The 16,699-nt window shown below is 56.5% G+C and carries 15 protein-coding genes; 10 read left to right on the top strand and 5 right to left on the bottom strand.

All coding sequences use genetic code 11. The features are described 5' to 3' along the window. The 3 genes from ACW8F6_RS16670 to ACW8F6_RS16680 form a co-directional block, all read right to left on the bottom strand. Positions 1-1,181: hypothetical protein (locus ACW8F6_RS16670; RefSeq protein ID WP_491577014.1), on the bottom strand; the 1,181-nt coding region annotated here is incomplete at its 3' end. 26 nt (positions 1,182-1,207) lie between these two features. After that, a complete protein-coding gene (locus ACW8F6_RS16675; protein WP_491577015.1) occupies positions 1,208-2,500 on the bottom strand; it encodes a hypothetical protein in 1,293 nt (430 codons plus the stop codon). A 467-nt stretch (positions 2,501-2,967) separates the two neighbouring features. Further along, positions 2,968-4,218 carry an MFS transporter gene (locus ACW8F6_RS16680; RefSeq protein ID WP_491577016.1) on the bottom strand — a complete coding sequence of 417 codons (1,251 nt, stop codon included), beginning with the start codon at positions 4,216-4,218 and terminating at the stop codon, positions 2,968-2,970. A 281-nt stretch (positions 4,219-4,499) separates the two neighbouring features. On the opposite strand from ACW8F6_RS16680, the gene ACW8F6_RS16685 reads away from it, so the two are divergent. Further along, positions 4,500-5,042: a DUF924 family protein gene (locus ACW8F6_RS16685; RefSeq protein ID WP_491577017.1), complete on the top strand. Its 543-nt coding sequence runs from the start codon at positions 4,500-4,502 to the stop codon at positions 5,040-5,042. Positions 5,043-5,054: 12 nt separating this feature from the next. Here ACW8F6_RS16685 and ACW8F6_RS16690 read toward each other — a convergent pair whose 3' ends face one another. Continuing rightward, on the bottom strand, positions 5,055-5,825 hold the full coding sequence (locus ACW8F6_RS16690) for a gamma-glutamyl-gamma-aminobutyrate hydrolase family protein (RefSeq protein ID WP_491577018.1): 771 nt from the start codon (positions 5,823-5,825) through the stop codon (positions 5,055-5,057). 209 nt (positions 5,826-6,034) lie between these two features. Here ACW8F6_RS16690 and purU point away from each other — a divergent pair, with 209 nt between their 5' ends. From purU to ACW8F6_RS16710, 4 genes are all read left to right on the top strand, one after another. Next, positions 6,035-6,898, top strand: coding sequence for a formyltetrahydrofolate deformylase (gene purU / locus ACW8F6_RS16695; RefSeq protein ID WP_491577019.1), 864 nt, complete (start codon positions 6,035-6,037; stop codon positions 6,896-6,898). A 130-nt stretch (positions 6,899-7,028) separates the two neighbouring features. Continuing rightward, complete coding sequence (locus ACW8F6_RS16700; RefSeq protein ID WP_491577020.1) at positions 7,029-8,234, top strand: pyridoxal phosphate-dependent aminotransferase; 1,206 nt, start codon at positions 7,029-7,031, stop codon at positions 8,232-8,234. A gap of 124 nt (positions 8,235-8,358) precedes the next feature. Next, complete coding sequence (nhaC, locus tag ACW8F6_RS16705; RefSeq protein ID WP_491577021.1) at positions 8,359-9,876, top strand: Na+/H+ antiporter NhaC; 1,518 nt, start codon at positions 8,359-8,361, stop codon at positions 9,874-9,876. Positions 9,877-9,878: 2 nt separating this feature from the next. Next, entirely contained in the window at positions 9,879-10,361 is a 483-nt protein-coding gene (locus tag ACW8F6_RS16710) for an Lrp/AsnC family transcriptional regulator (protein WP_491577022.1), read from the top strand. Between the two features lie 21 nt (positions 10,362-10,382). Here ACW8F6_RS16710 and ACW8F6_RS16715 read toward each other — a convergent pair whose 3' ends face one another. Beyond that, positions 10,383-11,279 carry a LysR family transcriptional regulator gene (locus ACW8F6_RS16715; protein ID WP_491577023.1) on the bottom strand — a complete coding sequence of 299 codons (897 nt, stop codon included), beginning with the start codon at positions 11,277-11,279 and terminating at the stop codon, positions 10,383-10,385. A 100-nt stretch (positions 11,280-11,379) separates the two neighbouring features. Here ACW8F6_RS16715 and ACW8F6_RS16720 point away from each other — a divergent pair, with 100 nt between their 5' ends. The 5 genes from ACW8F6_RS16720 (at position 11,380) to ACW8F6_RS16740 (ending at position 16,548) form a co-directional block, all read left to right on the top strand. After that, complete coding sequence (locus ACW8F6_RS16720) at positions 11,380-12,156, top strand: ferredoxin--NADP reductase (protein ID WP_491577024.1); 777 nt, start codon at positions 11,380-11,382, stop codon at positions 12,154-12,156. Positions 12,157-12,283: 127 nt separating this feature from the next. After that, entirely contained in the window at positions 12,284-12,532 is a 249-nt protein-coding gene (locus ACW8F6_RS16725; protein ID WP_491577025.1) for a DUF1653 domain-containing protein, read from the top strand. After that, positions 12,529-13,368 carry a putative RNA methyltransferase gene (locus tag ACW8F6_RS16730; protein WP_491577026.1) on the top strand — a complete coding sequence of 280 codons (840 nt, stop codon included), beginning with the start codon at positions 12,529-12,531 and terminating at the stop codon, positions 13,366-13,368. Before ACW8F6_RS16725 ends, ACW8F6_RS16730 begins: the two co-directional genes overlap by 4 nt. After that, positions 13,361-13,915 carry a tRNA adenosine(34) deaminase TadA gene (gene tadA / locus ACW8F6_RS16735; protein WP_491577027.1) on the top strand — a complete coding sequence of 185 codons (555 nt, stop codon included), beginning with the start codon at positions 13,361-13,363 and terminating at the stop codon, positions 13,913-13,915. The genes ACW8F6_RS16730 and tadA overlap by 8 nt, the downstream gene beginning before the upstream one ends. A 17-nt stretch (positions 13,916-13,932) precedes the next feature. Continuing rightward, positions 13,933-16,548, top strand: coding sequence for a DUF2339 domain-containing protein (locus ACW8F6_RS16740; protein WP_491577028.1), 2,616 nt, complete (start codon positions 13,933-13,935; stop codon positions 16,546-16,548). Positions 16,549-16,699 lie beyond the last annotated feature (151 nt).

Here is a 16,699-nt window from a genome sequence, read left to right on the forward strand (position 1 = left end):
CATGACGATCCCTTTGCATTTTTGTTTTTGTACTTGCGGTACTCATCCCACAATTTTTCGCGCAGTTTAGGGTCTGTTTCGCGCAGTGCGGCCTCGCGAATCTGACGCGCTACCACATCGTCGTCGTCGCCCGATGGTATGTCAGGTGGTGGCGCGGCTGCGGCTACGGTGGTGTATTCGCCCTGGCGGGCCTGACCGCCAACAGGTTGGCTGCCGTTGCCGTTACCCTGGCCTTCGACGCCCTGTGGGCCCTGACCCGCGCCAGCACCCTGAGGGTCGTTGCCGTCGGCTAGGTCGCCCTCGTCAAAGATGGGCCCCTGGACTTGCGCCACTTTGTCTTCGCTGCCCTGCTGATTGCGGCGGTTGGCAATGTAGTCGCGTTCGCGCAGAATCATGCCATCGTAGCTGGCAATGGTGGATTCAAACTTGTCGTTGAGTTCTCCCGCGTTGGCACCGCCCGCCGGCTGCGCACCTTGGCCGGCTACCTGGCCCGCCGGTGGCAGACCCGGGCCCGAGGCTTGACCCCGGGCGCCGGCGGAGCCCTGGCTAGCCGCAGAGCCGGCGGTACCCGCACTCTGCGCTGCCGAACCACTCGGCGCTTGGCTGCCTCCGGTCTGCCCGCCGCTGGCTGATTGCGATCCACTGGCACTACTGCTCGATTGAGCGGCGTATTGTGCGCTGGCAGCGCTGCTTGCGGTGCTGGCAGAGGCACTGCTGGCGGCCGCTTCCTCCTCTGAAAAGTCTATGTCTTTCGCTTGACCTTGATCGCCAGTGGCGCTGTCCGCACTGGCTTGGGCAGCGTCTTGGGCACCAGCGGCGGCGTTTTCAGCCTGCGCCTCTGCGCTGGCGTCACCGCTGGCCTGTGCGCCTGAATTGGGCTGGGGTTGGCTGAAGACATCACTGCTTGCCTGGCCCTGTTGACCGCTGCTGGCCGACGGCGAGCCCTGGCTTTGGCTGTTTTTGCTTTGCTGTTGGCTGGGCGACGACTGACCTTTGCTGCTGGCCGTCGACTCGCTTTGCGATTGCTGTCGACCCGAAGACTGGCTGGCGGAGCTGGAGGCCGGCTTCTGGCTGCTGGAAGGGCTGGCCGGTGAAGGTGGCTGTTGTTGCTGCTGGCTTTGCTGTTGTTCTTGTTTGCAGCCGGCAAGCGCAAGTGCCGCGATCAGGGCTGCGGCGCTCATTAAGCATCTTTTCAGTGGGCGCTGGGTCATGATTGATTGTCCGAAAAGAGGTATCTGTGAGTGACATTTTTCGTGGTGACAGCTTCGCCATTTTCAAGGCGTGGACGAAATTTTGCCTGTTTTAATGTCCGGCGTACACGCGAGCGCATGCGGTTGTCCTCGACGGGAAAGGCGTCCACTATTTCTATGCGGGTGGCGCGTCCGTAAGCGTTGACATCAAACTGCGCGAGCACAAAGTTTTCCGTATTGATATCCGACTTGTGGCCGATGTCGATCAACGGCAGATCCGGCAGTGGTACAGGTTTGTTAAACAGCTCTTCAATTAACTTGGGGTCGGCCTCGCTGGCCACCAGCTTTTGATAGCTGTTTTGATATATTTCCATGGCTGAATGCCATTTGCCAAACAGTAAATGCCAATCTCCCAGGGCAACTTGTGCGCGCACCTCAGAGGTGGGCGGAGCATCTGGGTTGTTGCTGTACACGTCCACCATCCTGTTAATCGCCGAGCGACCGCTGTTATAACTGTTGATGATGTATTGCTGCAGCTTGGCCCGATCTTCTTCACTGGCGGGCATTGAACCATTAGACACCGACATTTTGTTTTGGTTCGCCGCTTGATAGGTGGCCAGAAAGTAATTGGAAGCGGCCAGGCCTTTAAGCGGGCCAATCATACGCAGATCATTCTTGCCGTAGGCATTGCTGACGATATCTGCGGCTATTTTATAGAGGTTGTGGGCGTTAATAAGGTGGTAAAACAGGCCGCCGCTAACGTTCAGCGCATAGGCGTTTAGGTGCCAATTGCTGAGTTTATTGATTATAGGCAGCATGCGCGGGTCGTCGGTGCCGTAATTGCGGCGGTGCAGCCAATAGAGGTATTGGTAGCGGTCGTTGGCATCTTCCCACTGCCCTAGGGCAATCTGGCTTTCGATAAGGTTTTCCAGCAGCGGCGCCTGGCCCATATCGTACAGGCCCAGATTGATGCGTTGCACGTGCATGGCGCGTTTAAACAGCTCTATGGCCTCTGCGTGATCGCCGGCCTCTTGAAAATGCTTGCCCAGACTGGCCAGGTGTTGTGAAAGTTGCAGGTCGTAGGCCCCGTACTCGGCTTCAATATCTTCGATAGCCGACAGATAGGCGCGTGCAGATGACTGTGGCGGTTTATCTGCGCGTTGAATCGGCGTGAGGTTGTCTTCGCCACTTTCGTCGGGAGAGATTAAATAGTCGGTGGCGGGCTCCTGCGCTGAAAGCGCCGGGCTCCACTGGCTGAACAGGCAGACGCAGAAACAGAGGAAATACTTTTTCACAGTTACGTCACTCATGTCAGTAAACGAGTCCTAGACCCTTTGTACAACACCGAGCGCAACCGGTTATGCCCGAGCCTGTTGAGCCCGAAGAGGGCCCGACAACCAACAGCTCAATCGGGGCGGTGCGCCTCGCTTGCTGTATACGGCATTGTGCCCAGTTGGGATGCAATCACATCCGATTCTCGCCTGATAGCGGCCAGATTTGCACAGAGCGGGCGTTTGCCGCAAGTGCCTCCCGTCGACCTTCCCTGTTGCAGATGCGGCACCTGACTTCAGTATAGTCAATCTGGGGCGCCCTCTGTGCGGGCCAATTGGCAAAATGGTGATAGCGCAACGGCGCCTTGAGGGGCCTTGCACCCTTAGGTCAGGCCCGCTGGGGCTTGGCGGCTGTCGGCCCATAACGCCATGGGGCTGGTTAGAGATACTGTTTATAAGCCGCTACCGCTCTATTCAAATTCAATTGTAGAGGCTGTTAGCGGCGGTTATTTTTTTGGATCTGTCGCGGCCGCTAAAGCGCTGTCATCGGCGATCAAGCCGGCGCCAATGTTACCGCCCGGTACCAGACTCATTTCGTGTACATCGTCGCGGGCGGCATAGGGGAATCGCGCCATGCGGTACAGGCCGTACAGTGTGATCAACAGTAAACTGGCAGCACAGCCCCAGAAAAAGCCTTTCGGTCCGAGGACGTCGAGCATTGGGGCGATCAACAGGGGGCCGAGTGAGGCGCCAACGCCACCTACCAATAGAATGGTGCTGCTGGCGGCCACAATTTTTTCCGGGCGCATGAAGTCGTTAACCAGCGCGGAGAATACTGCGTACAACGGCAGTGTAAAACCGCCAAATAATCCGATTAAGCAGAGCAGCATCAGCAGTGAGTGGTCGCCGTAAAGGCCGGTAAGTATGGCAAACAGCGCCGCTGTTGCCGTTAGTGTGGTGGCCACTGTGCGGCGGTTAAACGTGTCGGCCAGCAAGCCCAGCGGCCACTGCAGAATCAGCGCGCCGGCGACAATGGCGCCCATAATCCAGGCGACGCTTTCCGTGTCAAAGCCCACCAAAGTGGCGTATACCGGTGCCATACCAAATATCATGGCGCTGCACATCTGAATAAGGAATACGCCGGTCAAGCCAAAGGGCGCCCACTGAAACAGTTTCAATGGGCTAATGGTGGGGGCGGGCGTGATGGCGGGCGTCGGGGTTGCAGTCACCAAAATGGGAATGGCTGCGGCGCTCATTAGAATAGAGATCAGGCTAAACAGTTCAAAGCTGAGTGGGTCTGCCAGGTTCAGCAGAAACTGACCACCCAGTATGCCGCCCAACAGTGTCATCATATATAGGGATAAAATTTTGCCGCGGTTGGAGTCGTCAGCTGCCTGGTTAAGCCAGGACTCCGCCACCAGGTAGATGCCGCACATGGCGAAGCCTGTGATAAAACGCGTGGCTGCCCAGGCCCACGGATTGACGTACACAGAGTGCAGCAAGACACATAAAGACGACAGGGCGGTGAGTGCGCCAAAGGCCCGTACGTGTCCCACGCGGCGTATAACTTTTTGGCCGCGATGCGCCCCCAATAAAAAACCCAGGTAATAGGCCGACATGATCAGGCCGGTAAGTGCGGTGGGAAAGCCTTCTAGCGCGGCGCGCAGGCCGATTAATGTGCCCTGCGCACCCACGCACAAGCCGATTAATAACATCCCGAAAAATAGGGGCCAAATACTGGTTAATTTTTTGCGCACACGCGACTCCTGTTTACTGAGACGGCCAGTCTAACGACATCGGCACTGCATTGACAGTCAATGGCCTTGTTGGGCAGTGTAGGGTTGTTGGCGCCTTTGCGCGAAGTTTGTCGTTGACCTAGCGATTAACAGGATTGCCATGCGCGGGCGGTTTGGCGACGTTGATTGCCAAGTGCCGCTCAGTGCTGGCTGCAGGGCTGCAGTTTTTCGCGCGCTGGCACCAAGTATTTCGGACACCGTGCAGTGCGCTCGGTGTTTTTCATCCGTATCAGGGGCTATATATGGAAACGGCTGCGCAGGTATTAACTTTTTGGTTTGACGAGATTGAACCCAAACAGTGGTGGAAAAAAGATCCCGCTTTTGATCAGCTTATCGCAGCGCGGTTTGGCACTTTGCACGCACACGCAGTGGCCGGAGGCTGTCAAGCCTGGTTATCGGCGGCGGATACGAGTCTGGCTTTGGTATTGGTGTTAGATCAGTTTTCCCGCAACATATTTCGCGATCAGCCACGCGCCTTTGCCGCCGATGCCCAGGCGCTGGCTGTGGCCAGCGCGGCTATTGACAGCGGTTTTGATAAACAGTTGAGCAACACGCACAAGCAATTTTTATACATGCCGTTTATGCACAGTGAGAGTGCAGCCGTGCACGCGCGGGCCCTGGTGCTTTTTGAATCCTTGGATGGCGACGACAGTGCCGAGTTTGAGCGTCGACACAAGGCAATTATCGACCGCTTTGGCCGCTACCCGCACCGCAACAAAATTTTGGGGCGCGCTTCAACGCCCGAAGAAATTGCCTTTTTGCAGCAACCCGGCAGTAGTTTCTGATACTGAGTTTCGCTATTGATGGCGGCTCGCGTAGTCAGTGGCAGCCTTGGCAAAGGCGTGCCACATGGCCTGGTACATCGTGTTCTGCGTGGGCTTCCACTCTGGATGCCACTGCACGGCCAGTGCAAAGGCCGGTGCGGCTTGAACACTGAAGGCTTCGATCAATCCGTCGGGGCTGGTGCCTTCAATCTGCAAGCCCGCGCCCAGGGTTTTAATGCCCTGCCCATGAATCGAATTGACGCGCTGTACCGGGCCGTCGGTAATGCTTGCCAACAGGCCGTCCGGCGCTATGTGTAAGTCGTGGACGTCGGCGTAGAGCGCATCGGCCGGGGCGTCAAAATCGACGACCTGATTGTGTAGTGCCAGATCCGCTTCCAGGTGCAATTGTTGGTACAGGCTGCCACCGTAGGCGACGTTCATTTCCTGAAACCCCCGACAAATACCAAATAGCGGTATCCCCCGTGCAATGATGTGTTTGATCAAGGGTAGCACTGTGGCGTCGCGATTGGGGTCGTGGGGGCAGCCTGGGTAACTTTGTCCGCCCTGGTAGTGATGGGGTTCGATATTGGAGACGCCGCCGGTTAGCAGTACGCCATCTACCCGGTTTAGCAGGGTCTCGGTATCCAACTTGTCGCCCAGTGGCGGCAGTATCAGGGGCAGCGCGCCCATGAGATCCACGACCGGCGCAATATACTTTGCCATCACCTGGTAGTAGGTGGTGGTGTCTGCACCTTTGTGCTTGTCGAGCGTTTCAGCGGTAATAGCGATGACCGGGCGACCCATAGGAACCTCTAATAGACAGATGGGATGGCAATGGCTGCCAGTGTAAACCGAATTGGCAAAATTGCGCATAACCCAAGCTGGTGAGGGGCGCCCTCTGCCAATTGCTCGTGTAGAATGCGGTCAGCGCGCTATTAACCGCCTGACTAACAGGTTTTGGCGCGACCTTATTGCCAAAGCAGCCATTGCTCACCTGAGTCAGAGAGGACCCCGTGACCGCCGTTAGAGAGATTATTTTAAAGTTAAGTTGTGAAGACCAGCCCGGCATAGTGGCGAATGTAGCAGCATTGTTCGCGGCGCAGGGCTTTAACATTCGGGAATCGCACCAGTTTGAAGATGTAGAGAACCGGCGCTTTTTTATGCGCACGGTGTTGGACGCCACCGAGCAGTCCTTGACGCTTGATGAAGTCAAAGCAGCCTTTGTGCCCGTGGCCAAGCGCTACGGCATGGATTGGCAGCTAGTGGATGCCGATCGCAAGCTCAAGGTGCTGGTGGCGGTAAGCCAGTGGGGTCACTGCCTGCACAATTTACTCAGCGCCTGGAAGCAGGGCACCTTGCCTGTGGAAATCGTGGGGGTGGTGTCTAACCACGAAGTGATGCGCGAGCTGGTGGAGTGGTATCAGCTGCCGTTTCATCACCTGCCCATTAGCCGCGAAACGAAAGCGGAGCAAGAGTCGCGGTTGCTGGCATTGATGGAGCAGGGGGCCGCTGATTGCCTGGTGCTTGCACGCTACATGCAAATTCTGTCCGACAACCTGTGTCAGCAACTGGCCGGCCGGGCCATTAATATTCACCACTCTTTTCTGCCCGGCTTTAAAGGTGCTAGGCCCTACTACCAAGCCTTTGATCGCGGCGTAAAGTTGATTGGCGCCACGGCCCATTACGTGACTGCAGATTTGGATGAAGGCCCTATAATTGAGCAGGCTGTCGAGCGGGTTACACACGTCAATACGCCAGAAGAGCTGACGGAGATAGGCCGGGACATCGAGGCGGTAGTGCTAAACCGCGCCCTGCGCTGGCATGCTGAGCACCGGGTGCTGTTGAATGGCAATAAGACCGTCGTGTTTTCCCGCTAGCGCAGAATCTTCGCCCTGAGCCACCTGTGGCCGCAGGGTGGCTTGCGGGGGCGGGCGAGAAACATAACCTCTGCGCAGTCTGAGCGCTAAGCTGTTGTCATCTTTATATGACTCAGCGCAGGTGTTCTCAATGTCTTCTGTTCCCTCTTTGCCTATTAGCCAGGTGGCCCGTCGCTTAGACGGCGAAGCCAGCGAAGTCTGGGCCGTCCACGATCGGGCGCTGGCAATGCAAGCGCGCGGTGAAGATGTCATCTTGCTGTGTGTGGGTGATCCCGATTTCCCCACGCCAGAGCCCATTTTTTACCAGGCGCTGGCTGCCATGAAGCGCGATCGCACGCATTACTCCCCGGCCCAGGGTGAATTGGCGCTGCGCGAGGCGGTGGCCGAACTCGAAAGTAAAACCTCTCCACACCCCTGTAAACCGGAAGATATTGTCATTTTCCCCGGTGGAACCAATGCGTTGTACAGCGTGTTTAGTTGTATCTGTAACCCGGGCGATGAGGTGGTGGTGCCCGACCCCATGTACGTGGGTTACTGCGGCGTATTTGACGCTGTCGGTGTTAAAACCGTGCCGGTTGCTTTGAAGTCCGAGGCCAATTTTGCCCTGGATATGGCGGCCATGAAGGCCGCAATTACCGATAAAACCACGGCGGTGATTGTCAATACGCCGGGTAACCCCTGCGGCAATATGATCTCTCAGGAGGAGTTGGCGGAGCTGGCCGAGTACACGCGCGCACGCGGTGTGTGGCTGATCTCGGACGAGGTGTATTCCATGATCACCTTTAAACAACGCCACGTTAGCCTGCGCGCCGCCGCCGCCGAGCTGGACAATGTGATCATGGTAGATGGACTGTCCAAATCCCACGCCATGAGCGGGTGGCGAATTGGTTGGGTGGTGGCGCCGCAATCGCTGGTGCCGCATTTGACCAACCTGGCAGGTGCCAGTGTCTTTGGTTGCCCGCAATTTATTCAGGACGCGGCAGCCTTTGCTTTGCGTCACGACGATTATTATGTGGCGCAAATGCGCGACGAGTATAAAAAGCGCAGAGATTATCTGGTTGAGCGCATCAATGCCATGCCCGGCGTCAGTGCAGAGACACCAGATGCCGGCATGTTTGTCATGATGCGCACCTCCCAGGTGGCGTCTTCTGGCCAGGTCTTTGCCGAGCGGTTACTGGACGAGGCGGGTGTTTCCGTGGTGCCGGGTGCGGGTTTTGGCGAGGTCACCACAGACTATGTGCGCATTACCCTGGCACAACCCATATCCGTACTCAGCAAAGCCATGGATAATATGGCGCAGATGCTTGCCCTGGACGCCGGGCGCCGTGCCGGCTGAACACCTGTGAAGAGCCAGTGCCGCTGGCACTTACCTCGCGCTATGTTTACCATGTGGCGCTCGAACGCCCTCTGCCCTGCCACAAGTGGGGCAGCAGAATAATAACCGGAAAAGTGATCCTTTTATGTCAAGACCATTGGCGGCCTGGGAAATTGCCCTGCCTACGCTCACCCTTTTTGCACTGTTAAGCCTCTCTGTTTATTTGTTTGGCGATAGTTCCTCTCAGGGGGCTAATCAGATTGCGCTGTGCTTAAGCGCAGCCGTAGCGGGACTCATGGGCTGGCGAGCAGGTATCCCATGGCCCGCTTTGCAGGCGGCAATATTTAAGGGCATTTCAGTGGCACTGGGCGCCATATTGATCCTGCTGTTGGTGGGCATGCTGATCGGCAGTTGGATATTGGCGGGCACCGTGCCCACCATGATTTACTACGGCCTGCAATTGATGGACCCGAGTTGGTTCTACGCCGCTTCCTGTTTGGTGTGTGCCTTGGTCAGCGTGAGCATTGGCAGCTCGTGGACGACGGCGGGCACCATCGGTATTGGTCTGATCGGCACGGCCGCGGGCTTGGGCTTATCTGTGGAGATTACTGCGGGCGCGATTATTTCCGGTGCGTATTTTGGCGATAAAATGTCGCCCTTAAGCGATACCACAAATTTGGCGCCCGCCGTGGTGGGCTCAGATCTGTTCTCGCACATTCGCCACATGGTGTGGACCACCACGCCTTCAATTATCATCGCGCTTACACTGTTTTTGGTCATCGGGTTGCGCGCCGAAACCGCGGCCGCCGACGATCAAATGCAGGCGATGTTAACCCTGCTTGAAGCCAACTTTGCAATCAATCTCTGGCTACTGATTCCCCTGTTAGCTGTATTTGTGCTGGCCTATAAAAAAGTGCCGGCCATGATCAGTATATTTTTGGGTGCATTGCTGGGCGCGGTGTTTGCCGTTATCTTTCAGGCAGAGGCGGTTCTGAAGTTTGCCGACTCTGCCGATTTGCCGGTGGCATTGGGCTTATTTAAGGGCGTGTGGATGGCCTTCGCCGACGGTTATGTGGCCACCACTGGCAATGCGCAAATTGATAGCCTGCTGTCGCGCGGCGGTATGAGCTCCATGCTTACCACCATCTGGTTAATTATCAGCGCAATGGTGATGGGAGCCATCATCGAGCGGGTGGGTATTCTGGAGGCGTTAATTGCTGCAATATTACGCTTTGCCAAGTCCGTAGGCGGTCTCGTCGTGTCGACTATATTAACGTGTATTGGCACCAATATTGTGACTGCAGATCAATACATTGCAATTGTACTGCCCGGCCGAATGTTCCGTTTGGAATTTGCCAAGCGCGGCTTAAGCCCGCTCAACTTGTCGCGCACGCTAGAAGATTCCGCCACGATTACCTCGCCGCTGATTCCCTGGAACACCTGCGGGGCTTATATGGCTGGTACCTTAGGGGTGGCCACCTTGGCTTATTTGCCCTATTGCTTCTTCAATTTGGTGAACCCGCTAATATCTGCCATTTACGGTTACTCACAGTTTAAAATTATCCCTATTACCGATGCGGAACGCGCTGCGCTGGAGGAAGAAATGGCTCAGCAGGCGGGTGTCGAGGACGGTGAGCAACCACGGGAAAGTGCACGAGCTTAGCCATGAAGTTTGACAAAATAGATTTGAAAATTTTGAACGCGTTACAGCTGGATGCGCGTATTAGCAATGCGCGTCTGGCCGAAAAAGTATCGCTATCGGAATCCGCGTGCCTTTCGCGGGTGAAAAAGCTGCAGGCTCAGAAGTGGATCGCCGGCTACAGTGCCAGTTTGAATTTAACGAAATTGCGGCATGTGCACTTTTTAGTGAATGTGTCTTTGGTGTCTCAAGACCCCAAAGTGAATCGCGAATTCAAGCAAGCCATTGGCGCCATGCCACAGGTGATTCGCTGCTATAAAATTTCGGGCGAGTACGACTATATTTTGGAATTTCTATGCGTCGATGCCGCCCAGTTCAATAGGTTGAGCGAAGGCCTGTTGGAGCAGGAGTTGGGTATAGAAAAAATGCATTCGCAACTGGTTATCGAAGACAGTAAGCCCTTCGATGGTCTGCCCCTGGACGAATTGTTCGAGCTGGACGACGACTAGCGGCTGCTGTCACACCTGGCCCTACACCAACTGTGCGGCCTCCTCACAAATGGCGAGCCAACGCTGCAAGCCAGCACCTTGGTATTTTTGTTGGTGCAATACAATATAAAGATCCCGCGAAAAGTCCCGGTGGGGCGTTGCCAATGGCACCAGCGAGCCGCGTTTAAAGGCGTCCACCAGGGATATTTTTGACAGGCAGGAAATCCCCAGTCCAGCCTCAACGGAGCGCTTGATGGCCTCTGTGTGCTGTAGCTCCAATAGGATATCCAGTTGGGGCAGCAGGCCGTGCATACCCCGATCAAAGGTTTGTCGGGTGCCCGACCCGGGTTCTCGCAAGATCCAGCGCGCCGCCAACAGGTCTGCATCATTCAGCGCTTCGGCCTTTGCCAGTGGATGATCCGGTGCGCAGAAGCACACTAACTCATCGGTTTGCCAGCGCCGAGCCTGCAGGGCAGGGTGGTGCACTTCACCCTCGATCAGACCCACGTCGATGTCAAAATTCAGAAGTGCCTCGGTGATTTGCGCTGTATTGGCCACGTCCAGTTTAACCCGGTTGCCCGGCGCATCTTGCAGGTAGCGATTAATGAGCGAGACGGCCAGGTAGTTTCCAATGGTTAAGGTGGCGCCAATGCGCAGCTGGCCGGCGCCCGGTTGCTGGCTGAGCGAAAGCTCAAAGGCCTGTGCCTGCGCCAACAGTGCTTCGGCCTGGGGCCTAAGATGCTCGCCCAGTTCGTTGGGCCGCAAACGTTTACCCACGCGATCAAAGAGCTGCAGGTTGTACTGTGCCTCCAAGTCTTTGAGGGCGCTGGAGCAGGCGGATTGGGACATGGCCAGTGATTCAGCCGCCCGGCTCACATTGTGGTGGTGTGCCACGGCCAGAAACACTTGTAACTGGCGCAGCGTAAAGTGAAGACTCATGGTCTTTATATCCATAAAACCGATAACATATATCAATATATCCTGATTTACCAATTATTGGGCGGCCGCTAGGCTGTGCCCAATGACGATTGGAGGCCCTATGAGCAACTTGATTAAAGAGACCGTGTTGGAAGTGCACCACTGGAACGACACGTTGTTCAGCTTTAAAACCACCCGCGACGCCGGCTTTCGGTTTCGCAATGGGCATTTCACCATGATGGGCTTAGAGCAAGAGGGCGGACGCCCCCTGCTGCGCGCCTACAGCATCGCCAGTGCCAACTATGAAGAGCAGTTGGAATTCTTTTCTATCAAGGTGCCGGATGGCCCGTTGACCTCTCAGTTGCAGCAGGTCAAACCGGGTGATGAGATCATTATAAATCGCAAAACAACGGGTACCTTGGTGACAGATAACCTGTTGCCCGGCAAGCATTTGTGGCTGATTTCTACCGGCACTGGTTTGGCGCCCTTTATGAGCATTATTAAAGATCCCGAAGTCTATGCGCAGTACGACAAAGTCATTCTGACCCATGGCGTGCGCTACGTTTCGGAGCTTGCGTATCGCGATTTGATCGAGCGAGAGTTGCCAAACAACGAGTTTTTTGGCGAAGAGGTGCGCGAGAAACTGTTGTACTACCCTACCGTCACGCGGGAAGAGTTCCGCAACCAAGGCCGTTTGACGGACCTATTGGCCTCGGGAAAGCTCACAGCCGATTTAGACCTTCCGCGCATTAACCCAGACGACGACCGCTTCATGATTTGCGGCAGCCCAAGTATGCTAAAAGATACCTGCAAGATTCTGGATGAATTGGGTTTCGACGAGGTGCGCGGTGGCAACAGTGGGCACTATGTGATTGAGCGCGCCTTTGTTGAGCAGTAGTTCAACCCCCGTAACGTAACACACCCTACCGCCGGCGCTGCCGGCGGTGTTGGTTTGGGCGCCGCAAATAGGGGAGGGGCGCTCGCTTTTTTGATAGACTCGCGGTTTTGCAGCACCGAGAGTCATCATGTCTGTTAAACCCGGAATCTATCGTCACTACAAAGGCCAGGAATACCAGGTGTATGGCTTGGCCAATCACAGCGAAACCCGCGAATCCCTGGTGGTCTATCGTTGTTTGTACGGAGATTACAGTTGGTGGACGCGCCCGCTCGAGATGTTTAATGAGCAGGTGGAAGTAGCCGGCGAGTGGGTGCCCCGATTCGAGTTTGTACGACCTGCCGCGGGTTTAAATGAGCTGGCGGACCTGGCCCAGTGATTTCTTGGCAATGCCCTGTCTGCCTGCAGCCCTTAATCAGCACTGACACACCTTGGCGCTGTAGTGCCAATCACAGTTTTGACTGCGCCAAAGAGGGCTATACCCACTTGCTGTTGGCCAATCAAAAACGGCGCGCCGATCCAGGCGACAATCGCGCCATGATGCTCGCGCGGCAAGCGTTTTTGAACGCGGGTTTTTACGCGCCCTTGGCCGGTGCGCTAGCTTCGGGTGTGGCTCGACAAGCGCCCGCGGGCAGGTTGTTGGATATTGGCTGTGGCGAGGGCTATTACACCGCCGAGCTGGCCGCGGCGCTCCCGCAATGGCAACTGGCGGGCGTCGATATTTCGCGCGAGGCGGTTCGGCTAGCGGCAAAGCGGCGCTTAGGTCGCTGTGAATTTGCGGTGGCCTCCAGCCGTCGTTTACCGCTGGCCGGCAGCCAGTTTCAGGCCGTTACCTGTGTCTTTGCGCCCCTCGATCCCGACGAAGTGCGCCGGGTGCTGGCGCCGGGTGGGCTGTTGTGGCGGGTGACACCTGGCCCCAGACACTTAATGGCGCTAAAACAGCACATTTACGATACGCCCCTTGAACACACGGCACCAATTGCGCCGGCGGGCTTTACCCGTTTTTCACAACAGCGTGTCCAGACGACTTTAACCTTTGATTCCGTCGAGCAGTTGGAGCAATTGCTGGCTATGACGCCCTTTAGCTACCGTCTGGCGCCGGCCCAGCGCGCGCTACTGCGGTCCGAAATGCCTGCTGTAGAGGCAGACTTTTATTTGTCCGCTTATCTGGCAGGCGCGGCAGAGTCTCAGGGGCAGGGAGAAAACCATGGGTAGCGAGACGTCGCCGGCAGACCTGCAAGCGCGGGATAGATATTGGATGCAGCAAGCGCTTGCGTTAGCTGAGCGCGCTGCTGCTCTGGGCGAGGTACCTGTGGGTGCGGTGGTCGTGAAAGACAATCAATTGATCGGCGCTGGTTTTAATCAGCCCATCAGCAGTCACGACCCCTGTGCACACGCCGAGATTATCGCGCTGCGTGCCGCTGCGCAGGCCTTGGGAAATTATCGGATGCCCGGCACAACCCTGTACGTGACGTTGGAACCGTGCAGCATGTGTGCCGGTGCCATGGTGCACGGTCGCATTGGGCGCTTGGTTTATGGTGCCACCGAGCCCAAGGCTGGGGTGGCAGCGAGCCAAGAAACGTTTTTTTCGCGGACGTTTTTGAATCATCGCGTAAGTGTGACGGGAGGGGTTGAAAGTGCCGCAGCAAGTGCCTTGCTCAGTGATTTTTTCCGGCACAGGCGCCAACTGAAAAAAGCAGAAAAATATGCGGGTGCGGAAGCCACGGCGCCGTCAGAGCAAAAATCCAATACTAACGACTGACAAGTTGAGGCGAGTACATGGAGTTTATCGTAATGTTTTTTCTGCTTCTGTTGTTGGCAGCGTTGTTGTGTCTGGCGTTGGGCGTGATTGCTTTTGTGCAGGTCCGATCATTGCGCGCCGAGGTGTCTGCGTTGCGCCGGCGCTTAGGACCGGAGGTATCCGTCGCGCCGAGCGCTTCGATTGAAGAAGCGGAACCGCCGGCCGTTAAGGGCGCTGGCGACGCGCAAGCTAGCCAAGCGTTTGAACTCGCACTGGATTTGCCACCGGAACCAGAAGCAGTGACTGCGCCAGTGCATGAGACTCCGCGAGCGGTGCAGCTAGAGCGTCAATCTGGTCCCGATTTCTGGATGCTGGCCCAACAGCAGTGGATGGTGTGGCTGGGCGGTGCCTGCGTGGCATTGGCCGGTATTTTTCTCGCCAAATATTCCATTGAGCAAGGCTTGCTCGGACCTACCGCGCGGGTTGCCGCCGGTGTATTGACGGGGCTTGGACTACACGCGGCTGCGTTTTGGCTGCGGGCACGCCTGGGCAATCACCCAGCTTTTGCGGCCTTGGCGGGGGGCGGCAGTATCACCGTGTTTGCCGCTCTGTTAGCGGCGTTGCACTTCTACCAGATGTTTACGCCGTTGACGGTGTTTGTGTGCTTGGCACTGGTTGCAATGGCGACCTTGTGGTTGGCCCTGTTGCACGGCCCGGTGTTAGCTGCAATTGGCATGATAGGGGCTTATAGCGTGCCGCTGCTGGTGTCTACTGGCAGTGGCAATGTCTTGCTGGCGATGTTGTATGCATTGATTATTTCCGCGTCGGTGTTGGGATTGCTTCGCTACGTCTATCGGCCCTGGCTGTGGTGGGGCATGGTGGCGGGTGGCTTATTGTGGTGGATGATATCCCTGACCAGTAATCAACCGGATGGCTGGCGTTGTGCTTATCTGCTGGTGTTTGCTTATGGTCTGCTGGCCATGCCAGGCCGTGACTGGCTTCTGCTCGCGCCCCACACAGCGCCCTGGTGGCCATTGCAGGAACTGTGGCGCGATGACAAGGCGCCGCCAGTGTTTGCCAGCCTTGCGCTATTGGTTGCTGCCACTGGGGTTACCGTGTGGCAGTCAGGCTGGCAGGGCGGCGGTTTCGCATGGTTGTTGATGCCCCTGATGCTCTTTCATTTGGCCCGCGCACAACCGCGCTTTACATCGCTTGCCTGGCTTGCATACTTGCTACCCAACCTTGCGCTTCTGTTGGCGCAACTTCAGCGCCAGCACGGTTCTGACCAGTGGTTTATCGCAGCGTTAGCGCCAGTGGAACAAGGCGGTTACTTACTGTATCTGGGTGTAGTGGCCTCGGTCGCCGTGGCGATGGCGATTCGCAATTTAGCCGCCGGTACAGCGAGTAGCGCTTGGGCGGCAATGGCCGCCACAGTGCCCGTGTTACAGCTGGTACAAGGCTATTTACTGGCCGGGGGTTATACGCAGTTGTGGCAATGGTCGATCGTCGCTTTTGTGCTGGGGGCCTTTGCACTCTGGCTGGCATTTGTCAGCCGGCAAAAGGCCTGGCCGAAAGAGCTGGTGGCCTGGCTGCTGTTGGCAGGGCATTTTGCCTATACCTTACTCGCTGTTTGGCTGCTTGAGGAGGCGGGCCTGACTTTGGCGATAGCCGTACAGCTGGTCTCCTTAGCTTGGGTGATGCGCGAGTTTGAGATGCCCTCCATCGGTTGGTTGTTCAAATTAGTGGCCGTGCTGGTAGTGGTGCGCTTGACGCTAAACCCCTGGCTTGCGGGTTACAGCGACATTGGTCATTGGACTCTGTGGACTTACGGAGGCGCGACCCTGTGTTGCGCATTGGCGACCCGCTGGCTGACAGCCATGCCTCAGCTCGCGCGCTGGTCGGAGGCGGCAGCATTGCATTTGTTTGTGCTAACGGTGTGGACAGAGACGCGTTACTGGTTACACGACGCCAAACCTTACAGCAGCGACTTCACCTTTGTGGAGGCCATTCTAAACCAGATGTTGTTCAGCGCGCTGGCTGTGGTCTACCACCTGAAATCTTTGCGCGCAGCGCGATTGGCTAAGGCATATCGCTACTATGGACGGCTGCTACTGGGTTTTGCAGTGTTCAATTACGTCGTGCTAGTCGCTGCTGTCTGTACCAATGCGGCCTGGGCTTGGGCCAGTGTCGGCGAGCGCCCCCTGTTTAATCTAGTGCTGCTCGCCTATGGTTTGCCTGTGGCGTTGGCCTGGGCGGTAGCGCGTTATTACGAGGCGGGTTTCAGATCTTACGCCAAGATGTTTGCGGCATTGGCGGCCTGGATATTTATCAGTCTCGAAATCCGTCACCTTTGGCAGGGCACCATTGCGCTGGCGGGCGGGGTGAAAGACGGTGAAATGTACAGCTATTCAGCAGCCTGGCTGGTGTGTGCGGTGGCGGCTTTGCTTGGTGGTAGCTGGCGCTTTGGTCGGCGTTGCTATCAAGCTGGTATGGCGTTGTTGGCGGTTGTCATAGTAAAAATATTTTTGGTGGATATGGCCGGTTTAGAGGGACTTTGGCGCGTTGCGTCTTTTATGGGGTTGGGCTTGGCGCTTTTGGGTGTTGCCTTTTTGCATCAAAAAATTCAGCAGCAGAGCGATAGCGCGGCAGGGTGATACGAGGATTCCGCTACATAGCAGGCGGAATTGGGGGCATTTGGTACTATCGTACATTGCGCGTGTAACTTTTTTAGCTCTGCCTTCTGAAAAAACGTGTCAGAGTCAGCCGGACGCAATAATCACAAGTAGAGCTGTGAGCCCATTCGGT

This window comes from Simiduia sp. (genome assembly GCF_058345725.1).